Origin of the sequence: Mycoplasmopsis glycophila, from assembly GCF_900660605.1 — a bacterium.
GTDB classification, from domain to species: domain Bacteria; phylum Bacillota_I; class Bacilli_A; order Mycoplasmatales; family Metamycoplasmataceae; genus Mycoplasmopsis; species Mycoplasmopsis glycophila.
The window spans coordinates 610,150-632,988 of the sequence record NZ_LR215024.1 but is presented as its reverse complement, the minus strand read 5'-3'; the positions used below and the strand labels follow the sequence as shown (position 1 = coordinate 632,988).

Sequence of the window (22,839 nt, the reverse complement as noted above, 5' to 3'; positions counted from 1 at the left end):
AATAGCTTTTGGCTATTTTTCTTTGTCTTTTATTACAGCTTGAGCCACAGCCATTGAAGCGGCAACATCTTTTAAGTTTGGAGGCAGAATGATTTTGGTTGCATTACCATGTGCTAATTCTCCAAGTTGCTCCAAGGCTTTATAGTTTAAAATTTGTTCTGTTATTTTTGCTTGACTGAGTAATTCGATTGCTTCTTTTTTACCTTGTGCTTCTAAGATGCTTTTTTCACGAGCAGCTTCTGCTTCTAAAATCATACTTGTTCGATTTGCTTCAGCATTTAAAATTTTGCTTTCTTTATATCCTTGTGCTTTTAAAATTTCACTTTGGCGAATTCCTTCTGATTCTAAAATACGAGCTCTTTTATCTCTTTCAGCTTGCATTTGGCGAATCATTGCTTCTTGAACTTCTGCAGGTGGAATTATATTTTGAATTTCAACACGGTTTACTTTAATACCTCAAGAATCACTTGCTGTATCTAAAATTTTAGTAAGCTTAGTATTAATAATTTCTCTTGAAGTGAGAGATTGATCAAGCTCTAGTTCACCAATTAAGTTTCTTAATGTTGTTGAAACTAAATTTTCAATTGCACGAATAGGTTTTTCTGCTCCGTAAGCAAAAAGTTTTGGATCATCTATTCTAAGGTATACTACTGTATCAATTTTAATTGTCGCATTATCTTTGGTAATCACACTCTGTGCAGGGAAATCTAACACTTTTTCTTTTGTGTTATCATGAACAGCAACACGGTCAATGAACGGAATTATAAAGTTAATTCCTTTGCTTAACACTCTATGATATTTCCCAAGTCTTTCAATAACATAAAAATGTGTTTCAGCCACAATTTTAATTGATAATATTAACAATGCAAGAACAATAATAGCTAAAGAAAGACATATAGTTAAAGTAATTTCTCAACGCATTTTTTCTCCTTTTCTTTAACATTAATAATTTTAAACATTTTTAAATTTTCTTTTATAAAACCAATTTGATAAGTTATTTTAATGGAATTATTTTCATACTCTTTAAACAGAGTGATTTTACTTTTATCCTAATAATTTGCTTAAAAAAGAATTAAAAACAAAAAAACTTTTTAAATTATTTTTTTCTTGACTTTATTTTTTTTTAAGTTATCATAATTACATGAATCAAAGAAACACAATGACAGTAAATGTTATGAATATTATTCGTTTTAATATTTTTATTATTAAAACCATTTTTTAACATTACTGTCTGTGAATAACATAAGCAGATAGTGAAATCTGTTTATGTTGATTTAAAAACCTATAGAGGAGCTTTTAGTAAGAGTAAATAAGTGAGCAGGCATGCGATGACCTTATTGAAAGGATATAAAAGCCGAAACTTTTATAATGGCAATTATAAGAGTTGGTAGAAAAACATAAAAGATTTCTACTCTTTGGTAAAACCATTGGTGCTATAGAATTACAAAAGATTATTCATTTATTTATTATTTTTAATAATGATATTTGAAAAGGGCTTTGTAGTTTTATAGGCTACAAAGCCCTTTTCATTTTGTCTTGGGTTTTAGAGCTATTCATTTAAAGGTTATTCGATTTGATTCAACCTTAAAACTATTTAAGGGAATAAGATTTAATCAAACATATAAAATAAAATTTTAAATTAGCGACAAATTAACTTTTAATAAAACAGGTGGAGGACATATAAAATACTTTCACAACTGTTTTACTATTTATTTAAGACAAACATAATAAAACCTAAGGAGCAATATTATGAAAAGAAAATGATTATTATTATCAAGCGTTCTTACAACTACACTTCCTTTAACAGCAGTTGCTGCAGCTTGTTCACAAGAGACAACAAAACAGAAAAAAAGAGAAAATGTTAGTGCTGATGTTCTTGTGACAAAAGTGGAATATTTAAGCGGAAATGATGCAAATTTATCTAACTTCGCAAGACAAGGCGTTTATAAATGAATTACTAACGCTACATACAACTTAAAAGACTTTAGATGAGATCGTTCATGACTTTATGGTGGAAAAGAACAATATTTAGAAGACGGAACAACAGCTACACTTATTTCATTTAAAGCTATTGGTAAAGCTATGTATGATGAAGTTGTCGATGTTAATGATGAGGGTGTTGAAACTAAATCAATTAAAATTTTAAATCCTTCAGGTGAAGCAATGGTTCTTGAACAAGCTGATGCCATTGTTATTACAACAAACGATGGTGTTGAACATGTTTATGATTCTGATGAAGCAGAATTATTACCAGCACCCGATGTAGATGGTAAATATTACAGTGAAACAGTTGTAACACTTCTTTCTAACAATCCAAAATCAGTTAACTCACTTCAATTCCAAGATGATTTAAAAAATGCTAAAAAAGTTAGTTTTAGAGTTAGAAAAGGTGCTAAATGAGTTGATAAAAATGGAAATGAAACAGAATACAACGTTTCAGCTTATGACTACTGAGCAGGTCTTGTAAGAACTTTATTATTTACAGGTCAATATCGTTTAGCTCATGGTGGAAAAGAAGAAATTGATGAGGCAATGAAAGGTCTTTTATATGAACCTGGAAAATTACTTGATAGCAAAACAAGCTATGGAAACTCATATCTTTTCGATTTATATAATGTAAATTTCGCTAACTTATTAGAAAAAGATAGTGCTGTATCAACAGATTCAGAAGGTAACACATATTTCAATATCGAAAAGAAAAATCTTAGTGAAACTGCTTTATTTGATGAAATTCTTAAAAACATCTATGCTAATTACGAATTTACACCAATGCCTTATGAATATGTAAGTCAAAATCAAGATACTCCAGTTATTGAAACTTTAAAACCATTAAGTGGAGACAATGCTTTTGATAAAGAAGCTTATAAAGCACAAATCGTAAATGCCGAAGGACTTGCAAAAGAACTTGGATTTTACTGATATGGAACAACAATTGATAACACATTATTCTCAGGTAAATACTATGGAACTCCATATAATGGTAACACTTTAATTGAAGAAATTAGACTTAACACACACTATTCAAATAAAGAATTCTTAAAAGACAAACAAAATGTTCTTGTTTTTCAAGAACAATATCAATCAAGTGGAGTTGATCAAGATGCATTTATTCAAACAGCATATAACACATATCTTTCTGGTGATAATGCAACTATAGGTTACTCTTCATTGCCAAAAAACCTTAAAGATAATGTAGATCAAAACAAAGAAAAATTCGGAATATCTTACGTTAAGGCTTTAAACACAGACGTTTATTCAAAACTTAAAATTAATACAATGGTACCTACAGTTCCAGGTGGAAACAATGCCGGGAAATATACTTTTGATGATTTAGCATCTCAATTATTATACGGGCACACAATTAATGATGTTTATGGTGCTACAGATGTTGTTGAAAAATACTCAACTGGTATTTCAATTGAATTTAGAACTATATTACAAGCAGCAATTAACTGAGAACCTGTTGCTAATGATTTAACACCAAATAGACCAAGTTCACCATGACTTTCGCCTTTAGCACAAGATGCTAGAATTAAAGATGATTATAATGATGATTCACTTGCTGAAAATAATTTAAGAGCTAACGCTGAAGCAGTTAATACTTTATTCGTTGTAGATTCAGAAACAGGTGCAAAAGTTAATTTAGGTTCAAAAATCGGAACAGAAATTTCTCAATCAGAAAACTCAAGTCTTGATAAAAATGAAGATGACAAATATAAATCATCAGCATTTGATTTATTATCAAAAAGAATGACTGCATTATTAGATAGATTATATGCACAAACAAGCACTCCAGAAACAACAAAAGTAAATATCCCTTACTTTTTCAGATACATCAACCCTACTCCACCAATTTTAATGACATTTGAAAAATTAGCTAAAACAATGAATACTCTTGACCAAAAAGGAAGATTAAATATTAGCTTTACATATTCACAAAACGCAGATGGTTGAAGAGCTCACTGAGGATCAGGTGGATTTGAAGATCTTACAGCTTGAGGATATGACTATAAAACTATTGGTTCAGGTCTTGATGGAATTACTACACAATCAAAATTAGTAAACCTTTTTGCTCAACTTTCTACAGACTCTAATTTAGCATCAAGATTTGGAAAAGCTTTCCCACGTTTAGTTGAGGCTGCTAAAGCATTCAAAGCATATGTTGAAAAAATCGAATCTGAAGGTGCTTTAATAAGTATTCCTTTTGCTGATTGAGCTGCATTAAACCCAACATTACTTGCCGATTTCTCACACGCTTTAGGATCATATAAATTAAATGATGCAAAAGATGATTATGTAGAATTAACAGAAGAAGAACAAGCAAGAGGAAGACATTTAACAATTTCTGATATAACATCAAAATTCTGATTAAATTACAATAACTCATCTGCTGTAACTAAAAAATCATTATTAGAATTAGCGAACGAATTAGTTGTTTACTTTGGATTCACTTTCGACCATGCAATGACAATTGGTAAAACTAATTTCAGTCCAACTATTTCAAACCCAAGTTACATTAGACCTCAAACAAACCAAAACTTCTTAGACTTTGGTTGAATTAAATTAGGAGAAGAAAAATTATCTTAATATAACTAATCGCACATAAACAAACAGGCTACTGTTTGTTTATTGTTTCATTTATAAAAGAAAGGAAATTATGTTTAAATATCTTTCCCAGAGAATTTTACTTGCAATTTTAACATTAATTATTATTGTTTTAGTTGTATATCTTTCTGTGGCTATATTTGCTGAAAACCCTTTTGCTAGACAACTTACTGTATCAGCAGGAGATAAGAAAGCTTTGACAGAAAGTCAAATTAGAGATTTATTTGAAAAATCAAAAGCTTTCCGTTTAACCCCAGCAAATCTTAATTTCGCAGAACACAAAAAAGACTGAATTTATTTTAAGGTAAGTCCATTTATTCGTTTAGGATATTGATTTAAAGACATTTTTAACAAAGACTACCCTTTTGGTAATGTTTTTAATCAAAATGTTTTTTCAGGAGCAGATGCAAAAAATATACCTGAACTTTTCTTTAAATACATTAAGTTTTCAATTATCATTACACTACCTTCATTTATTATTAGTGCTATTTTAGGTATAACACTTGGAATTGTAGCCGGTTATAAAAGAGGTACAACATTTGATATCTTTGTTAATTTCTTCTCTCTTGTTTTTATTGCGTTGCCTTCATTTATTGTTGCACCTATCTTTATCTCAATTTTGATGAATTTTAACATCCCGCCTATTTTCCAAAACCCAGCCAATCCACAAGTAATTAAAGCGTTAGGTTGAGGAAAAATCATTTTATCATGATTGCCACCAATCTTCATTATTGTACTTGGTTCGCTTTCAGGATATATTTCATATGCACGTAACCAAGTTGTTACTGTTCTAACATCTAATTATGTTTTAATAGCAAAATCAAAAGGTTTAAGTAGAAGTGAAATTTTCTTTAAATATGTTTTAAGAAATATTTCAATTCCACTTGCTGCCTTAATTATTCCTTCATATATTGGTCTTTTATCAGGAGGGATTATTATTGAAACATACTGACAAGTCCCAGGAACATCAAAAGTTTTATCACAGGCTTTTCCCACAGGAGAAATTAACTTGATTATGTTCTCGACTTTCTTCTTTACAACATTAGGTTTATTTACAACAATTCTTGTTGATGTGGTTTATACAATTTTAGACCCAAGAATTAAATACGGAACAACTTCAAAATACAATTTAAGAGCTTGATTTACAGCAGCTTTAGAAAGAAACAAACAATTTAAAGAATTTCAAAAATCAACTGAAGGAGGTAATTAATGAGCACTAAAGAATTTAACCGTAAGTATGGTCTTAACATTAATGCCAACTCTAGTGATTTGTTTAAAAGAGTTACTAATAATGCTAACAACTTTGTTAACGTTGCTGGTAAACCTAAAAAAATCTTCATTGAAATTTTAAAAAGATTTTTTACCAATTGAGCTGCAGTGGCTTGTACAATTGTTTTCTTAATTATTTTAATTTTATCTATCGTTTCTACTTTATCAAGAACTCACGATTCTACTAAAAGTATAAGTGATACTATGTTTTTCAATGTGCCACAATGAGACGAAACTACCAATTCTTTAAAAGTGGATGAAAACGGAAAACTTGTTTTTATTTCAATGAAAGGTTCTCCGTATGTCAAAAACTTACCACCATCATATAATTATTGAGCACCAAAGACTTTATTCATTTCTGAAGAAGCTTATCAAAAATATATTAATGCATTCAAAGAAGATTACTACGGTGTTCTTTATAATGATTACATTAAATCGATCAAAGAACCGGGTTCAGCTGTTCGTATTATTACAAAAACAGTTATTCAATCAAATGGAGAAGCAGCGGAGTCAAAACAAGTTGAAATTAATACATATCAATTCTATAAAGCAATTAATCTTTACATCTTCCTTGGTTCAATTTTCAAAGGTGTAGATTTAAATGCTGCTGGTGTTGGTGAAGAACAAATTAGAGAAATTATTACTCAAATTGAAAAATTAAATCCAAGTAATCCTAATTTATATCCAAATTCACTTTTAGGTACAAATGAATTAGGAATTGATATTTGAACTTCTTCATGAGTTGGTACTTGAAATGCAATTAAATTAGCTTTAATTATTGCTACTATTCAAACAATTATTGGTGTTGCGGTAGGTTGTTATTTAGGTTTCCATGTTGGTTCATGAATTGATACAATTATCATGAGATTAATTGAAATCTTTGTGGCTCCACCTGCACTTATTTGATTACTTTTATTTGCTTCAACATTTGGAACAAGTGATTGAACACTTATTTTTGCTTTAGTATTTACAGGATGAACAGGAGCAGTTGGTGGAACTAGATTATTTATAATCACTGTTAAAGATTCTGAATTTATTACAGCAAGTAAATCAGTTGGAGCTTCAAAATCAAGATTAATTTATAAACATGCTCTACCAGCTATTATTGGTAAAATAGCAAATAGCTATGTTTCACGTATCCCTGGAATTATTATGTCTATTTCTTCACTTGCTTTCCTTGGGTTTTTTAAAGGAGATAACACCAACTTAGGAGCATTACTTGTTAGTGCTGCTACACAAGCTGGAACAAACTTCTGAATTTTACTTTTACCATCAGTTATTTTATTATCAATATCAGTATCACTTCACTTTATGGCAATTGGACTTCATGACGCACTTGATCCAAGAGTTATTAAGGTTAAATAAGAGGAGAATTATGTCAGAAACATTATTAAGAGTCAAGAACTTAAAAGTAAACTTTAAAACTGGTAAGAAAAAGTTTGTGACAATAGTTCGTGGAGTAGATTTACACATCAAAAAAGGTCAAATTGTTGGTCTTGTTGGTGAATCTGGAAGTGGTAAAACTGTTACATCCAAATCTCTTTTAAAAATTAACGAAAATGCACTTGTTTCAGCTGATTTGATGACAATTGATGGAATTGATCTTACACAATCAACTAAAGAAAAGTTTTGACAAACAATTAGAGGTCACAAAATTGGTTATATCCCACAAGATCCATTGACTTCGTTAAATCCAACTAGAAAAATTGGAAAACAATTACTAGATGCTTTAAATAAAAATGAAGATTGAAAAGATGAAAAATTATCTGAAAAACGTAAATATTTAGTAGGTTTACTTGAACAATTTGGAATTAGAAATGCAGATCGAATTTTTGATATGTATCCTCATACTTTAAGTGGTGGAATGAAACAACGGGTTGTAATTACAATGGTTGTTGCTTTAAAACCGCAATTAATTATCGCTGATGAACCTACAACTGCACTTGATCCTACTGTGCAAGCTTCAGTTTTAGCATTGTTCGAACAAATTCGTCAAGATATGAATATTTCAATTATTTTAATTAGTCACAACATTTCTGTTGTTGCTAAATTATGTGATTATATTTATGTTATGTACGCTGGAAAAATTGTTGAAAAAGGAACTAAAAAAGACATTTTCGCACATCCAGCACACCCTTATACATGAGCTTTGATTTCTGCTATTCCCGAAAATAAAGAAGATCGTTTATACTCAATTAAAGGAACTCCACCAGATATGTCTAACTTACCTCTTGGAGATGCTTTTGCACCTAGAAATGAATATGCACTTGAAATTGACTTTGTTAAAGAGCCTCCGCTTTTTGAAATAAGTGAAACACATGCTGCAGCAACATGACTTTTACACCCTGAAGCTCCAAAAGTAGAGCTTCCAACAGAATTAACTAATAGATTAACAAACTTTAGAAAGGTATTTAGCGATGAACAAAAATAAAGATGAATATATTTTAGAAATATCTAATCTTAAAAAATACTTTGTTAACGGAAGTTTAGTTAATAAAGCAGTTGATAATGTTAGTTTTAATGTTAAAAAAGGTGAAATAGTAGGTTTAATAGGTGAATCTGGAAGTGGTAAGACTACCGTTGGTAGATCACTTCTTAGACTTTATGATGATTTTAGCGGTTTTGTTACTTTACATAACCAAATTATTTCAGGAAAAAGAATTTCGCGCAAAAGAAGCAAATTCATGCATAAAAACATTCAAATGATCTTCCAAGATCCAATGGCTTCTTTAAATGGTCAAAATAATATTTATAGCATTTTAAAAGAACCTCTTGTTGTAAATGGAATTATTAAAAACAAAATTAAGGACATTAGTAAAGATTGAATTAAAATTGCTGATAACTTCCACTATACTTTCCTAGAAGAAAGTCTTAAATTAGAATTGGAAAATATTAGAGTAGCTAATCGTCTTCTTAAACCATTTGTCGCAAAATGACAAAGTGTTAAATTAGCAGAATTCTCTGCTTCAGAAAGCACAGATGATCAATTTAATGCTTATTTTGGTTTTCTTGAAGAAAGAGGGAAAATTAACTCTTTAATTGTTAATAGTTTTTATAAAAATATTGAACAATTAATTGCGCTTTATGATAATAAACAAAGTGACTTTAGAAACAACAACATTGATTTTGATGAGGTTGAATTAGAGCAAGCAAGAAATGAATATCATAGACAAAAACAACTTAGATTTAAAACTGCTTTATACTATGAAAACAAAGATCTTTTTGTTCAAAGATTTAAAGAGTTTAATAATTTAAGATCGCAAAACAAAGATTTTACTAACATTGCCAAAAATGCTTTACGTAATTTTGTGCAAGAATTTAAAAATGAAGCTAATATTCATAAAAATGAAGCTTATAGCACATCTTCACTTTCTTATTTTTTCCATAAATATAAGCTTTATAAGTTGAATTTATTTGCTAAAAAAGAAATTAAACACAATTTACATAAATTACAATTTTTAAATTTAGAAGAATTAAAATCTCTTGTTGCAAGTTTACAAGACTATCTTAGTGATTTCTATAAAAATAAATTAGTAGTTGATGAAACTAAAAAAGCAAGTATCAAAAAAATTAAGGAAATTATTAAAAATGATTTCAAATTTGATTGAAATTGATACATTTCAAAATCAGAAGAAACTAGAAAAGCTAATAAACAAGTTTACAGTCAAAATAAACAAAAAACACTAGAGAGTTTTTCAAAAGTTTTTGCCGAATTTTTCAAATTACCTAAACAAAACAAGCAAGCTTTACAAGAAGCACGTAAGAATCTTGAAGCGACACAAAAAACTTTTGATTTAGAACTTGAAAAATATATTGGTGAATATATCAAAAGAATTGAAATGTATAAAAAAGAAATTGAAGAAGAAAAGAAAATTCAAAAAGAATACTTAAAAGCAGAAAAAGAAGAAATGTATAAGTTTTTAAATATTCATAATGAATTTAATGTCTTCTATAAAACTAATATAATTGCGCCAATTAAAGTTAAATATAAAGAAATTCTGAATAAACGTGGTTTATTTGCGGATAAAAACGAATACATTAAAGCTAAAAATAAACTTAAAGAAGATTTAAAACAAAAAGAGATTGAACTCAAAGTTTACAATACTACAGTTGCTGATAAAATTGAAAACAACAAAGCTTTTGACATAGAGCTACACTACCTTAATAAAGATATTGATAATATTATGCTTCTTCTTGGTATTTCTTTTGTAGACTTAAAATTCTATCAAACTAAATTTAAATCTCTAGTTAGATTTTTAATGAATAAATATCGTAAATATAAATTAGCTCAATTATTTACAAAAAACGCTATTTATAAAGCTTTAGAGGATGTTGGTTTACTTAAACAATTTGCTTACCGTTACCCACATGAATTTAGTGGTGGACAACGTCAAAGAATTGTTATTGCTAGAGCATTAATTACTGAACCAAGTGTTATTGTAGCTGACGAACCAATTGCCTCACTTGATATTTCAATTCAAGCACAGGTTGTAAACCTTCTTAAAGACTTGTGTAAAGAAAAAAATATTGGTATGATCTTTATCGCACACGACCTTTCAATGATTGAATATGTTGCCGATAGAGTACAAATTATGCACCTTGGAAAAATTGTTGAATCTGGTGACACTAAAAAAATCTATTCAAATCCAGTTCACCCTTACACAAACAATTTATTCAAAGCTATTCCTAAAATTTCAAATGCAAATGAGAAATTTAAAGATGTGACTTTTGAAACTTCATACCTTGATGAGCAACGTTATCCTAATGTTCCTTCAGTTGCTAAAGTTGAAGAAGATCATTATGTCTACGGAACTCCAAAACAAGTTGAAAAATGAACCAAAGATTCTGTTTCAAGGTAAAATAAGTAACAATTTGAAAGTACCCTATATACAGGGTGCTTTTTTTGTACTTTTAATTAATAAAATACTATGAAAATCTCAAAAATGATATATAATTATATTAATGAGCCGAAATCGAGAGCGTAAGCTTTGGTGTTAATAGCCTTCAATAAGAAGGTTTTTTTATTTCATATTTTTAATATTATTAAAGTACTTTTAATAAAAACCATTTCGAAGGTGTTATAATAAAAGTGTAAATTAGGGTGTCCCGCTGCCTGCATTATAAGAGTGGAGCTTTAAATTAGGGTGTCCCGCTGCCTGCATTATAAGAGTGGAGCTTTAAATTAGGGTGTCCCGCTGCCTGCATTATAAGAGTGGAGCTTTAAATTATATAGCAGGCTTTGCTTGCTATTTTTTATTTTGGAGGGATAATGGAAAACAAGTTTTCATTTTATGAGATTGACCCTTTATATTTGGAATTTCTTTATCAATATGATAGTCAAGTTTACTGAAATCCAGAATATATTAAAAACAAAAAACCTTTTCTAGGTGTAATCTTTATAGAAGGTGGTAAAAAATACTTCATTCCATTAACTTCTGCTAAAGAAAAACATAAAAAGCTAAAGAATATATCTAGAGAACACTTTGTCATTTATGAAATTCTAGATATAGATAAAGCTGAATCTCGAATGATTTATAAACCGCATGATAAAAATAGTGTTATTCACCTTTTAGCTATATTAGATTTTAAAAAGATGATACCTGTTTATGAGGGTTTATACAAAAAGATTGACTTTGATTCAATTGAGGATAAAAATTACAAAAATTTGCTAGATAAAGAATATAACTTTTGTTTAAATTTAAAAGACAAAATATTTGATAATGCAAGGAAATTGTATAATTGGCAAGTGCAAAACAAAATTATAAGACCAAAACATTGCAATTTTCTACTTCTAGAAGAAAATATGCATAAATTTAAGCGATAAAAAAAGTAACTATTGAAGGTAATTTGAATCCTTTTATAGTTACTTTTTTATTAACTTAAAAGATCATTAAGAGCTTCAGTAAAGTTAGGGTGAACGTAAATGAAATCGCGTAATTGACTCGCTTTAATTTTAAACTTAATTGCAAGAGACAAGAGATTAATTATTTCGTGAGCTTCGTAGTTGAAAACGATTGCACCAATTATGTTATCTTCTTTGTCCACTAATACTTTGTAATAACCTTCTGTTTCTCTAATTACGTGTGCTTTAGGTATTTTAAGTGATGGTAAAAATTTAACTTTATATTCAATACCAAGCATTTTAGCTTCTTTTTCATTTAAACCAGCGCGTGCATAAACTGGATCAATAAACGATGAAAAAGGCACATATTTACGTTTATCTTTTGTGTAATCACTTGCTTGGTTTGTTAGTTGTGGAAAAATAATGCGAGAATCATCGAGCGAAATGTAAGTAAATTGATAGCCGCCTTTAACATCTCCTGCAACATAAACATTAGGATTAGTTGTTTGTAATAAATTATTACTAATAATTATTCCTTTTTCATTAAGTTGGATTTTTGCTTTTTCCAAATCTAACCCATCAATATTTGGTCTTCTACCGATTGAAACCAGAATTTTGTCAAAAATAGCTTCTTTTTCAATGTTATTTTGTTTGTAATAAACTTTTGTCTTTCCGTTTTGTAAATCTTCAAATTTGATTAAATCAATATCAAAATCCATTTGAATTCCACGTTTAATTAAATTTTCTTTAACTGCATTTGCATCATCGTTATCTTCAGTAGGTAAAAATGCTTCACCTTTTTGGAAAATTGTCACACGAGAACCAAAATGATTAAAAATTGAGGCAAATTCTAGCCCGATAAAACCTGCTCCAACAATTAAAATATCTTTTGGAAGTTCATGAATTTCTAATAATTCTTCACTTGTTAATACATTTTTAGAATCTGCACCTTCGATGCTTAATTTGTTAGCTTTTGCTCCTGTGTTTATTAAAATTTTGTGAGCTTTTAAGATGATTTTGTCCCCATCTTTTGTAGTTACTTGAACACTGTTTTCGCTTTCAATTGCAGCATCTCCTAAAAATAGGGTTACATTTTGATTTTTTTCTAGAATTTCAAAATTCACCTTATTTAGTTTTTCAACTAATTTCTTTTTATGTTCCATTGCTTTTTTGAAAAAAGCATTATTATTTTCGTAATCATCAACTGTGCCTAATTGACGCATTTGAGAAACTAGTTTAGCATCATGAACTAATGATTTAGTTGGCAAACAACCGACATTAATACATGTTCCGCCGTACATTTTTGGATCTTTTTCAATTAGCGCAATCTTTTGTTCTAGGTTACCTAATTTATTAGCTAAAGTTTTACCTGCTTTACCTCATCCGATAATAATTAAATCATACATATTTTTTAACTCCTTTTTAGCAATAATTACAATTTTACCCCAAAAAAAGACAAAAAAATAACTTTTTCGTTTTTTATCCTTTTTTTGCTTGTTTTTTATGAAATCATAAGCAGTTCATCATAAAAACTCTTTTAGAAAATCAAATTTTTACAAAATTTTGCAAAAATTAAAATATAACAAAAACCGATGTTAAATTTAAAAAAACAAAAAAGTTAAGAAAAAGCAACAAAAAACCGAAAAAAACAAACTTTTTGGCCTTAAATGCAATGACCATTCTTTTTTTTTTTTTTTTTGGAAAATATATAATTTTAGTGTTATATTATTGCTTTCTATTTTTAGTAAAAATAGAAACAAACTTTATTAAAAAAATTAAACAATTTGTAAAACAAAAAGGATACTTAATATATGAATAAGAAGAAAATTTTATTAGTTGGTTCTGGATTAGTTGCTCCAGTAGCACTTCCACTTGCTTTACTTTCAGCAAGTACAACAGAAGCAGGAACAAACGATCAAGTTCTTGCTAATACTCCGAACCTTATTTCTTACAATTCAAAAGCAAAATTTACTTTTTACAACCCAACTCACTACCAATACAACTTTAAAGATGGTACTTTAAAATGAAACTACTATTTTAATGAAGGAATGCCTGGAATTTACGCGAATAAAGACTATTCAAAAGCTACAATCAAAATGAAGGGTGAAGGTTCAAATAAATTCGAAAATCAAGAAGGTTGATACGAAGAAGAACAAGAATGAGAAGCAACTTTTAATAGAATACCAGATCTTTTAAAAGCTGAAGGATGAGGTGCAAATATGTGAACCAACTCGCCTCGTTTTGGTTTAGTTATTTCTAAAAGTTTAGAAATTGTACCAAATAGTATGGAGATTACAGTTTACAAAACAACTAAAAGTGAAGAAGTTTTAACTGTTGTTCATCCTGATTATGTCACAAACGACAAATCAAATTTATATTTTAGTCACAATGATATTGTAAAAGATATGCCAATCCCTAATAGCCAAGGTCATGATTGAAAAGGTGATTTAACAAGTTTTAACAGATGAACTACATGATTTTGAAATGGTGAAATAAACTACAAGAAAGAAGTTCGTGAATTTTTTAAAGACAAAGTTGCAAACTATAACCGTGGAGTTAGAGCGGATATGCAGCCTATTAGAGCCTCCTTTTTAAAAAACTGAAGAAGTGAATTAGAAAGAAAACTTGAAAAAATAGGAAACCGTCATTTATATCCGCCAAAAAGCATTGTATTTAACGAAAATAACTTCTATAACACACCAATATTTAATAACATTGGAACTATTTTTGGTTTTGGTTACAATACAGGAGCAAAACCAACTGGTACACACTATGATGACCAAAACTGATTTAAAGTAACTTTCAAAACAAGAAAAAATCAAGCTATTTTTGATGCTAATAATGCTGGTGATTTAGCTTATGTTATGGCTGGTTATACAACATATGACTTTAACACAGATGTTTACAGCTTTAACTGAAAAGCGGCAAACATTAATCCAGATGCTGTAGATTACTCTATCGATGTCAAAGAAACAAAACAAGATCCAAATGTTACTCACAAATTACCGAGTTCAGTTTCTTTTGCTCTTAAAGGTTTTGATATTGAACACAACCAAAAAATTACAATTCCAGATTCTGCAATTATTGTTAAAGATCAAAATCAAACACACCAAAATGTTGATTCATGATACTCAAGAACATTTAATGCATTAAATAAAAATTCAACTGTTAACCAATATTTACTTGATACATTTAGAAATTGAAAATTAGAAGGAACAATTGCTAATTTTGATGAAGATTTTTGAGATTTATCTTACACTTCAAAATTAGATCCAAATGAATCACGTAGATTAATTTTTAATGTTTCATATACTTTTAATGAATTTAAATATGAAAGAATTCAAGCTAAAAACAAAATTGCTGAATTTACTAATTTAAGTCCAGCTCAAAAAGCTTTATATGAAGAAAAAATCAAACACACAAATAATTTAGACGAATTCAGAGCTTTAATCAACTTAAATGATGATAATAACGGTGAAATCAAAGATTTAGACACAACAATGGGCTTATTAAAAGATAAGGTTGCTGAAGCTCATACATTTATGGAATCTGATATTTTTACAAATAGTCAAGATAACAAACAAAAACAAGCATTTGTGGACTTAACAAACAACGCTAATGATTTAACAAAGTCAAATAGTAATGCTTTATCAAAAGCTGAAGCTGAAGCTCTTATGGAAAATATCGATGCTCAAATCAAAAAATTCAAAGTTAAAAATGATATTGATTCATTAAAAAACTTGAACGATAAACAAAAAGAAGCTTTAAAAAATGAAGTTGACTTAATTTCTGAATTAGATCCAAACCAAGTTGCGAAATATGATGAAATTAGAGACAAAGCAAGAAATTTAGATGAAGCAATGAAGAGCTTAAAAGAAGCTCTAACAGAAGCAGAAGAAGCTAAAAATTCAACTAATTATGAAAACTCAAGTGCAGATACCAAAAAAGCATTTGATAACGCATTAGAAGCACTTAATAATAAAAAAGATGAAAATATTTCACTAGAAAAAGCAATTGAACTTACAGAAAAATTAAATGCTGCAAAAGATGCGCTTAATGGTGATGAATTATTAGCAGCTGAAAAAGAAAAAGCTAAAAATGAAATTGATCAATTAATAAATCTTAATGCAGCTCAAAAAGAAGATCTTAAAAACAAAGTTGATGAAAAAACATCAATCAATGAGATTAAAGACATTATTCTTGTTAATGGCGATGTTAAAACCGGTGAAGCTGCTGAATTAGATCGAGACATGGAAAATCTTAAAAAAGCTCTTGAAAAAGCTAAAGAAATTAAAGAAGATGACCAATATAATAATTCAACAGAAGAAAGTAAAGCAAAACTTGATAGTGCTATAAATGAAGTTGAAGGTGCTTTAAATAATAACTTAAGTTCTGAAGAGATTAAAGAAAACATCAACAAGTTAATAGAAGCTATTAACCAGTTAGATGGTAATGAAGATGATTTAAATCCAAATCAAAACGAGGAAATTAAAGCAAAAAGAGAAGAAGCTTCAAATCTAATTGATGAATTAGAAAATCTTAATGATAAACAAAAAGAAGCATTAAAAAACGAAATTAAAACTGCTAAAGATCAAGATGCTATCGATTCTATTATCAAAAAAGATTCAACTGATAATAGTTTATCTGGAAGTGCTAAAGATTTAGATGATGCTATGAAAAAGCTTGAGGAAACTCTTAAAAAAGCAAAAGAAAAACAAACATCTACAAATTCAAACTATGATAAAGCTTCAAATGATAAAAAAACAGCTTTTGATGACGCAATTAAGCAAGCTGATTCTTTAATTAAAAGTAATACAACAGCAAAAGAAATTATTGAAAAAGCTAAAGAAGCTCTTTTAGAAAAAGAAGCGGCTCTTCATGGCGATAGATTACTAGAAGAAGCTAAACAAAAAGCAAAAAAACAAATTGATAAATTAGAAAACCTTTCACAAGAACAAAAAGACAATTTTAAAAACGAAATTGACACTCCTACAGATGTTGATCAAATCAACAAAAAAGTTGAGGAAGCAAAAGAACTTGACGAAGCTCTTGGAAAACTTAAAGATAAACTTGAAAACATTGAAAAAATTATCGATGATCAAGACCCTGTCTTTACAGAAAGTTCAAAAGAACAACAAGATGAACTTAAAAAGAAAATAGATGAAATTAAGGAAAAATTAGCAAAAGAAGATCTGACAAAAGAAGAGGTTGAAGAATTAACAAAACATTTAGATGAATTAGTAATTAACCTTGATGGTATTAAAAAACTAGAGACTGCAAAAAATGATTCAATCAATTTAATCAATAACCTTGAAAACCTTAATATATTACAAAAACAAAGCTTGAAAGAAGAAATTAAAAACGCAACAAGTAAAGCACAAATTGAAGCTATTATTAAACAAGATGAAACTAACAATACTTTAACCGGTAGCGCAAAAGAGCTTGATGATGAAATGGCTAAACTTAAAGAGTTGATTAAGGAAGCTGAAGATACTAAAACAACTCCTAATTATTCGAACTCTCAAAATAAAGCAACCTTTGATCAAGCTTTAGAAAATGCTCATAAAAATGAATATAAAAATTTAACAAAAGAGCAAGTTCAAAACTTAAATAACAAATTAAGAGAAGGAATTGACTCACTCAATGGTAAGAAAAGATTAGATGAAATCTTTGAGGAGTTAACTAACTTTGTAAATTCTCACCGTGATGTTTACGAAACAAATCTTTACAATAACTCAGTTGAAAAAGTTAAGAGACAATTTGCACAATACTTTGATAAAGCCAAAGACGTTGTAGACTCAAATAATAACGAAGGTTTATCGTATGACGAAATGAAAGCTTTATATGATAATTTAGTTGCTACATACAAAAAATTAGGTAAATCTGAACAACAACTTGATCGCGAGGAAATTCTTAACTTACCAAACTTAAATAAAGATGAAAAAGATGAATTAATTGACGAATATAACAAAAATTCAGACTATAAAGAAGAAATTATTAATAAAGCAATTGAAGCAAATAAAACAAAACAAGAACCAATTGATAAAATTAACAATTCACCATATTTATCAGAAGAAGATAAGAAGAAATTAATTGATAAAGTTGTTAATATTAATGTTTTAAACCGTCCAGAAGATCTTGATGCATTTAAAGAAGAACTTAATAAAATTATTGAAAAAGCAGCTCAAATTGTTAACGATTTAGTAGCTCTAGCTGAAAATTATGATGCTAATTTAGCTGATAGAATCGCAAGAGAAATTCTAGAAGCAATGGATCTTGGTCTTACTTCTCCACTTTATCAAGCAACTTTATTAAATATTCAGGCTAAAAATGATTTATTAAATGCGCTTGCAAGATTTGAAAGCTCAACTGTTTTAACAGCGGAATATAGATTAGCTAAAGCAGAACTTGTTGACTTAATTAATAGACAATATGTAAGTATTTTTTCAGATTCATTACCTGCATTAAATACAATCATTAACAAGCAATTAAGTGCTATAAATAAAGGTAAAGAAATTGGTAATTTAGAAATGGATTTAGTTAATGCACTAATCCAAAGAGATCAAGCTAAATTCAGTGAAATTTATAATGAGCTTAAATCACAAAACTATGAAGATTTAACAGATTTAAATTCTATTTTAAATGATCTTGATTACTTTAATGTGGACAAAATTCATGATAAATTTGCTTTACCAGAAGCTAATAAAGATAAGCTTTTAGGCAGAGATTTATATAACGGAAAACAAGTGTTTAGAAGTGCTGTTTTAATCAATTTCCAGCTCAATAAAGACAGATTACATCCAGCAATTCCTATTTCAGCTGCATTAATTTTACTAACTATAGTTACATTAGGTATTTACTTCTTTGTTTACAAAAAGAAAAAACAAAACAAATAATTAAAATAAAATAAAATAGCGTAAAGGACTCAAAATAAGCCTTGCGCTATTTTTTTTATAATAAAAAAGAAGCTAATGGATAGCTTCTAGTTTACTTTTTGAAATTCTAAAATTGTTGAAGAATGTAATTGTAACCGTTTTTTAATCTTGTAATTGGATTATTACCACCTTCAACTGATGTGTCTTCATTTTCGCCATTTAAAATAGCTTCATAATTGTTTAGTATTTCTGCTATTTTGGCTTCGCTAACTTTATTTGCTTTTAAAAGATTTTTAACTTCTTCGATGAATTTATTTTTAATGTAATTTGCACTAAAGTTTTGAGTATTGTAATTTTTGTTAAATCAAGTTTTGTTATATAAATCTAAGATTTCTTTTTGTTTGTTATGAATTTCTTGTTCTAATTCAGTTTAATTTTTACGATTAAGATCTAACTTTGCAAGCATATTTGCCTTGAGGGTGTTTATTTCTTGTTCTGATTTAGCTACTCTTACTGGGGTATTATTAAATTCATCTATTTCTACATTTCCGTTTTCATCTACTTTTTGAATTGAAAGATCAGGGTGCATGAATGAAATAGAAACTGCAAAATATCTATCTACAAGTTGCTTTAAGTATTCTTTAGAATTATTTTGATTGTTATTAGTTTCTTTTTCTTTTTCCGCAGTTTTGTTTTCTTCAGCTGGTTTTGTTGCAGTTTTTGTTGATGCACAACAACTTCCGGAACTTAATAAAGGAGTTGATGCTAAAAGAGCGAAGCTTATTCATTTGTAAAATTTGTTCTTCATAATAACTATTCTCCATTAATATTTTACCTTTTTTAAAAATCGAAAAATAGTTAATTGCAAGAAAAAACACCTTTTGCAAGATGTTTTTTCATTAGATTAGTGAATCACTTTGTCTTCTTAGTTTATTTGATAAAGGTATTGAAACAAAATAGAAAATAGCATAAAAGGCAAAAACAATAGCAACATCACCTTTATATCAAAGCCAGTTTCAGCTTGATGTTATTTGTTTGCTCGTTTCTGGATCTTTTTCTATGATTGTAACTGGTATTCAAGCAAAAGTGATAAAAATACCTAAAATAAAAATTAAATTTTGAAAGAAAAACGACGACAACTTATTTTTATAAACTAAAAAACTACCACAAGCAAAGATAATTAAAGTATAAATAAAACATGAAATTATACGAGCATAATAAGGAAGCACAAAACCTATTTTAGCATCTAAAACAGGCAAATTAAATAAATTTATTCTAATAATATTTGAGCTTATTAAGATGTTAAAAAGCCCTAAAATAATTAAAAGCAACAAGATTGTTGCTTTGTATATTTTTTGATTATTTTTAATCACGAGAAGCTCTTAATTTGTGTAAGTAAAGAACAAATTCATCAAGTGGTAATGTTTGAGTTTCTTGTTCACCATATTTTCTAAATGAAACTTCTCTTTTGTCTTTTTCGTTTTGACCAAGGATTACTTGGATTTTCGATTTAGACATTTGTGCTTCACGAATTTTCTTGTTTAATCTTTCATCACGTGCATCTAGTTTTGAACGGAATCCTTGATCAAAAAGATATTCATTAACTTCATTTGCATATTCAAGATCAGATTCATTATTAACTGGAATAACTGTAATTTGTTTAGGTGCTAATCAAAATGGTAAAACACCTTTTGTTTGTTCAATTAAAATAGCAACAAACCTTTCATATGTTCCAACTAAACCACGGTGAATCATAACCGGTCTTTCTTCTTCTCCGTCTTTGTTAATAAAACTAATTTCAAATCTTTGTGGAAGTAAGAAGTCTAATTGCAAGGTTGAAACAGTAATTTCGTGCCCAAGTGCTGTGAAAATTTGGATGTCCATTTTTGGACCATAGAATGCAGCTTCACCAATTTTTTCTTCGTATTCTACACCAAGTTCATCTAAAACTTTTCTCAATTCATTTTCAGCATCATTTCACATTTGATCATCTTCATAATACTTTTCTTTATCTTCAGGATCTCTTAAACTTAAAGAAACATAACTAATTTTAATTTTAAATGCTTCAAGTGTTTCTTTAACTTGGTTGTACATGTGTTTAAATTCTTGCGCAATTTGATCTTTACGCACAAATAAGTGTCCTTCTGTTAGGAGCATTCCTCTAACTCTTTCAAGACCTGTTAATGCACCTGATTTTTCATAACGATAAAGTTGTGATTGTTCGCTATATCTAATTGGTAAATCACGATATGAACGTTTTTCTGTATTGTAACAAATAATGTGGTGTGGACATGTCATTGGACGTGGAATTAATCTTTCGTTTTCGATAACAATTGGCTTAAACATATCCTCTTTATAGTGTGCTAGGTGACCTGAAATTTTGTATAGTGTTTCTTCTCCAAAGTGTGGAGTTAAAACTTCGGTAAATCCATATTTACGATCCATTTTAAGTACTAAATTTCGAATTTCGTTGTGAATGTACATTCCATCTTCTAATCAAAAAGGAAATCCTTGACCACCTAATTTATTAAAGGTAAAAAGTTTCATTTCTTTACCAATTTTTCTGTGATCACGTTCTTTACGATCTTTTAGTATTTCTAAATATTGATCTAATTCTTCTTTTGTATTTCATGAAGTACCATAAATACGAGTTAATTGAATATTATCAGAGTTTCCTCTTCAATAAGCACCTGCTAAATTAAGTAATTTAAGATTTTTAATATGTTTAGTATCTTCAACGTGTCCACCAGCACATAAATCAACAAAAATTGTTTCGTTGCTTAATGGATCAACAAGAGCATAAAAAGTAATTTCTGCCCCTTTTGCAACAAGCTCATCATAAAGTTCTTTTTTGTAAGGTTTATTTGTAAAATCATACTCATCAATTGAGACTTTTTTCATTACTAAATTACGTGATGCTAAACGTTTCATTTCACGTTCTATTTTTGGAAGTTCATTTTCACTAAGAGGTGTAGCAAATTCAAAATCGTAATAAAATCCTTCATCAGTTGCAGGACCGAATCCTAATTTAACATCAGGGTACATTCTTGAAACAGCTGCACCTAATAAGTGACTTGTTGTGTGGTTAAGTTTTTTATCAGCTTTAATCATTTTATTTTCACCTTTCTAGATTATTTAAAACCCATTTTTTCTTTAAGGTTTGATACTATTGGACTACAAATTGCTTTAGCTTTAATCGCACCTTCATTGACGGTTTTTTCAACCAATTCTTTCGCTTCTTGATATTTAGCTTGAATTTTAATCAATTCAGCTTTAACGACTTCAGCAACAGCTGTTTTAAATTCGGCGTAATTTGCGTCTTTGAATTTTTCAGCAGCTTGCTCTAAACTAATTTCTGTTAATGAAGCATAAATATGTAATAAATTTAAAATTCCTGGCTTATCTTCAGAAATATAAACTTTGTTTTCTGAATCTGTTACAGCCTTTAAAATCTTTTTGTAAGCAACTTCAGGATCATCATGTAAATAAATCGTCGCTTTTTGACTTTTTTCACTTTTTGACATTTTCACAAGCGGGTTAGTTAGCGACTTAATTCTTGCTCCAACAGGAGGAACAATACCTTTTGGAATTTGAAATCCTGCTTGATAATTTTTATTAAATCTTTCTGCAATGGTTCTTGTTAACTCTAAATGTTGCTGCTGGTCTTCTCCAACCGGAACTACATCAGCATTATAAATTAAAATGTCTGCCGCCATTAAAATTGGGTACATAAGCAAACCAACAGGAATTTTTTCTGTACCATTATCTTGCTTGATGACTTTTTGACTTTTGTCTTTAAATTGTGTCATTCGGTATAATTCACCAATTGAAACTTCGGTTGTGAGTAATCATTGAGCTTCGGAATGTTCTGCTAAATCACTTTGAAAGAAAATTGTTGCTTTACGTGGATCTAAACCACAAGCTAAATACATAGCAACAGTTTCATATCTTGCTTTTTTAAGTTCAGCAGGATCAATTGTACCTGTTGTTAATGCGTGTAAATCAGCCACAAACAAATAAGCGTCATATTCATCTTGTAATTTAACAAAGTTTTTAAGGGCGCCAATGTAGTTTCCTAACGTTAAATCTCCAGTTGGTTTTATTCCGCTTATCAATCTTTTTTTCATATCTTGCTCCTTAATTATATTTAATTACATTTTGCTTCTCTTTTTAATCGTTTTTAAATTATAATACTTTTTTATTTCTTTACTCCCTAAAATAGATAACAAAGTTTTAATATCAATATTG

General features: G+C 28.8%; 13 protein-coding genes and 1 riboswitch. Of the genes, 7 read left to right on the top strand and 6 right to left on the bottom strand.

The features are described 5' to 3' along the window. Positions 1-12: 12 nt before the first annotated feature. The gene (locus EXC46_RS02440; protein WP_044888920.1) at positions 13-921 is read right to left on the bottom strand and encodes an SPFH domain-containing protein; all 909 of its coding nucleotides are present in this window, start codon (positions 919-921) and stop codon (positions 13-15) included. A gap of 356 nt (positions 922-1,277) precedes the next feature. Continuing rightward, positions 1,278-1,444, top strand: a riboswitch (Lysine riboswitch). Between the two features lie 305 nt (positions 1,445-1,749). On the opposite strand from EXC46_RS02440, the gene EXC46_RS02435 reads away from it, so the two are divergent. The 6 genes from EXC46_RS02435 (at position 1,750) to EXC46_RS02410 (ending at position 11,698) form a co-directional block, all read left to right on the top strand. Continuing rightward, positions 1,750-4,587 carry an OppA family ABC transporter substrate-binding lipoprotein gene (locus EXC46_RS02435; protein WP_027333748.1) on the top strand — a complete coding sequence of 946 codons (2,838 nt, stop codon included), beginning with the start codon at positions 1,750-1,752 and terminating at the stop codon, positions 4,585-4,587. A 70-nt stretch (positions 4,588-4,657) separates the two neighbouring features. After that, positions 4,658-5,815 (top strand): ABC transporter permease, encoded by a 1,158-nt coding sequence (locus tag EXC46_RS02430; RefSeq protein ID WP_027333749.1) that lies wholly within the window; start codon positions 4,658-4,660, stop codon positions 5,813-5,815. Further along, positions 5,815-7,239, top strand: coding sequence for an ABC transporter permease (locus EXC46_RS02425; protein WP_027333750.1), 1,425 nt, complete (start codon positions 5,815-5,817; stop codon positions 7,237-7,239). Before EXC46_RS02430 ends, EXC46_RS02425 begins: the two co-directional genes overlap by 1 nt. After that, positions 7,202-8,305: an ABC transporter ATP-binding protein gene (locus EXC46_RS02420; RefSeq protein ID WP_044888921.1), complete on the top strand. Its 1,104-nt coding sequence runs from the start codon at positions 7,202-7,204 to the stop codon at positions 8,303-8,305. Before EXC46_RS02425 ends, EXC46_RS02420 begins: the two co-directional genes overlap by 38 nt. Beyond that, the gene (locus tag EXC46_RS02415; protein WP_027333752.1) at positions 8,292-10,733 is read left to right on the top strand and encodes an ATP-binding cassette domain-containing protein; all 2,442 of its coding nucleotides are present in this window, start codon (positions 8,292-8,294) and stop codon (positions 10,731-10,733) included. The genes EXC46_RS02420 and EXC46_RS02415 overlap by 14 nt, the downstream gene beginning before the upstream one ends. Before the next feature lie 380 nt (positions 10,734-11,113). Next, positions 11,114-11,698 (top strand): type III toxin-antitoxin system ToxN/AbiQ family toxin, encoded by a 585-nt coding sequence (locus EXC46_RS02410; RefSeq protein WP_129622155.1) that lies wholly within the window; start codon positions 11,114-11,116, stop codon positions 11,696-11,698. Positions 11,699-11,748: 50 nt separating this feature from the next. On the opposite strand, the gene EXC46_RS02405 is transcribed toward EXC46_RS02410, so the two are convergent. Further along, a complete protein-coding gene (locus EXC46_RS02405; RefSeq protein ID WP_129622154.1) occupies positions 11,749-13,122 on the bottom strand; it encodes a dihydrolipoyl dehydrogenase family protein in 1,374 nt (457 codons plus the stop codon). Between the two features lie 405 nt (positions 13,123-13,527). Between EXC46_RS02405 and EXC46_RS02400 the strand changes: the two genes are divergently transcribed. After that, positions 13,528-18,612, top strand: coding sequence for a GA module-containing protein (locus EXC46_RS02400; protein ID WP_027333762.1), 5,085 nt, complete (start codon positions 13,528-13,530; stop codon positions 18,610-18,612). A 409-nt stretch (positions 18,613-19,021) separates the two neighbouring features. Here the strand turns inward: EXC46_RS02400 and EXC46_RS02395 are convergent, their stop codons facing one another. The 4 genes from EXC46_RS02395 to trpS form a co-directional block, all read right to left on the bottom strand. Further along, positions 19,022-19,399 (bottom strand): hypothetical protein, encoded by a 378-nt coding sequence (locus EXC46_RS02395; protein ID WP_027333761.1) that lies wholly within the window; start codon positions 19,397-19,399, stop codon positions 19,022-19,024. A 91-nt stretch (positions 19,400-19,490) separates the two neighbouring features. After that, positions 19,491-19,964, bottom strand: a complete 474-nt coding sequence (locus EXC46_RS02390) for a hypothetical protein (protein WP_027333760.1) — start codon at positions 19,962-19,964, stop codon at positions 19,491-19,493. After that, positions 19,957-21,702: a threonine--tRNA ligase gene (gene thrS / locus EXC46_RS02385; protein WP_165005593.1), complete on the bottom strand. Its 1,746-nt coding sequence runs from the start codon at positions 21,700-21,702 to the stop codon at positions 19,957-19,959. The genes EXC46_RS02390 and thrS overlap by 8 nt, the downstream gene beginning before the upstream one ends. Positions 21,703-21,722: 20 nt before the next feature. Next, positions 21,723-22,718, bottom strand: coding sequence for a tryptophan--tRNA ligase (gene trpS / locus EXC46_RS02380; RefSeq protein WP_027333758.1), 996 nt, complete (start codon positions 22,716-22,718; stop codon positions 21,723-21,725). Positions 22,719-22,839 lie beyond the last annotated feature (121 nt).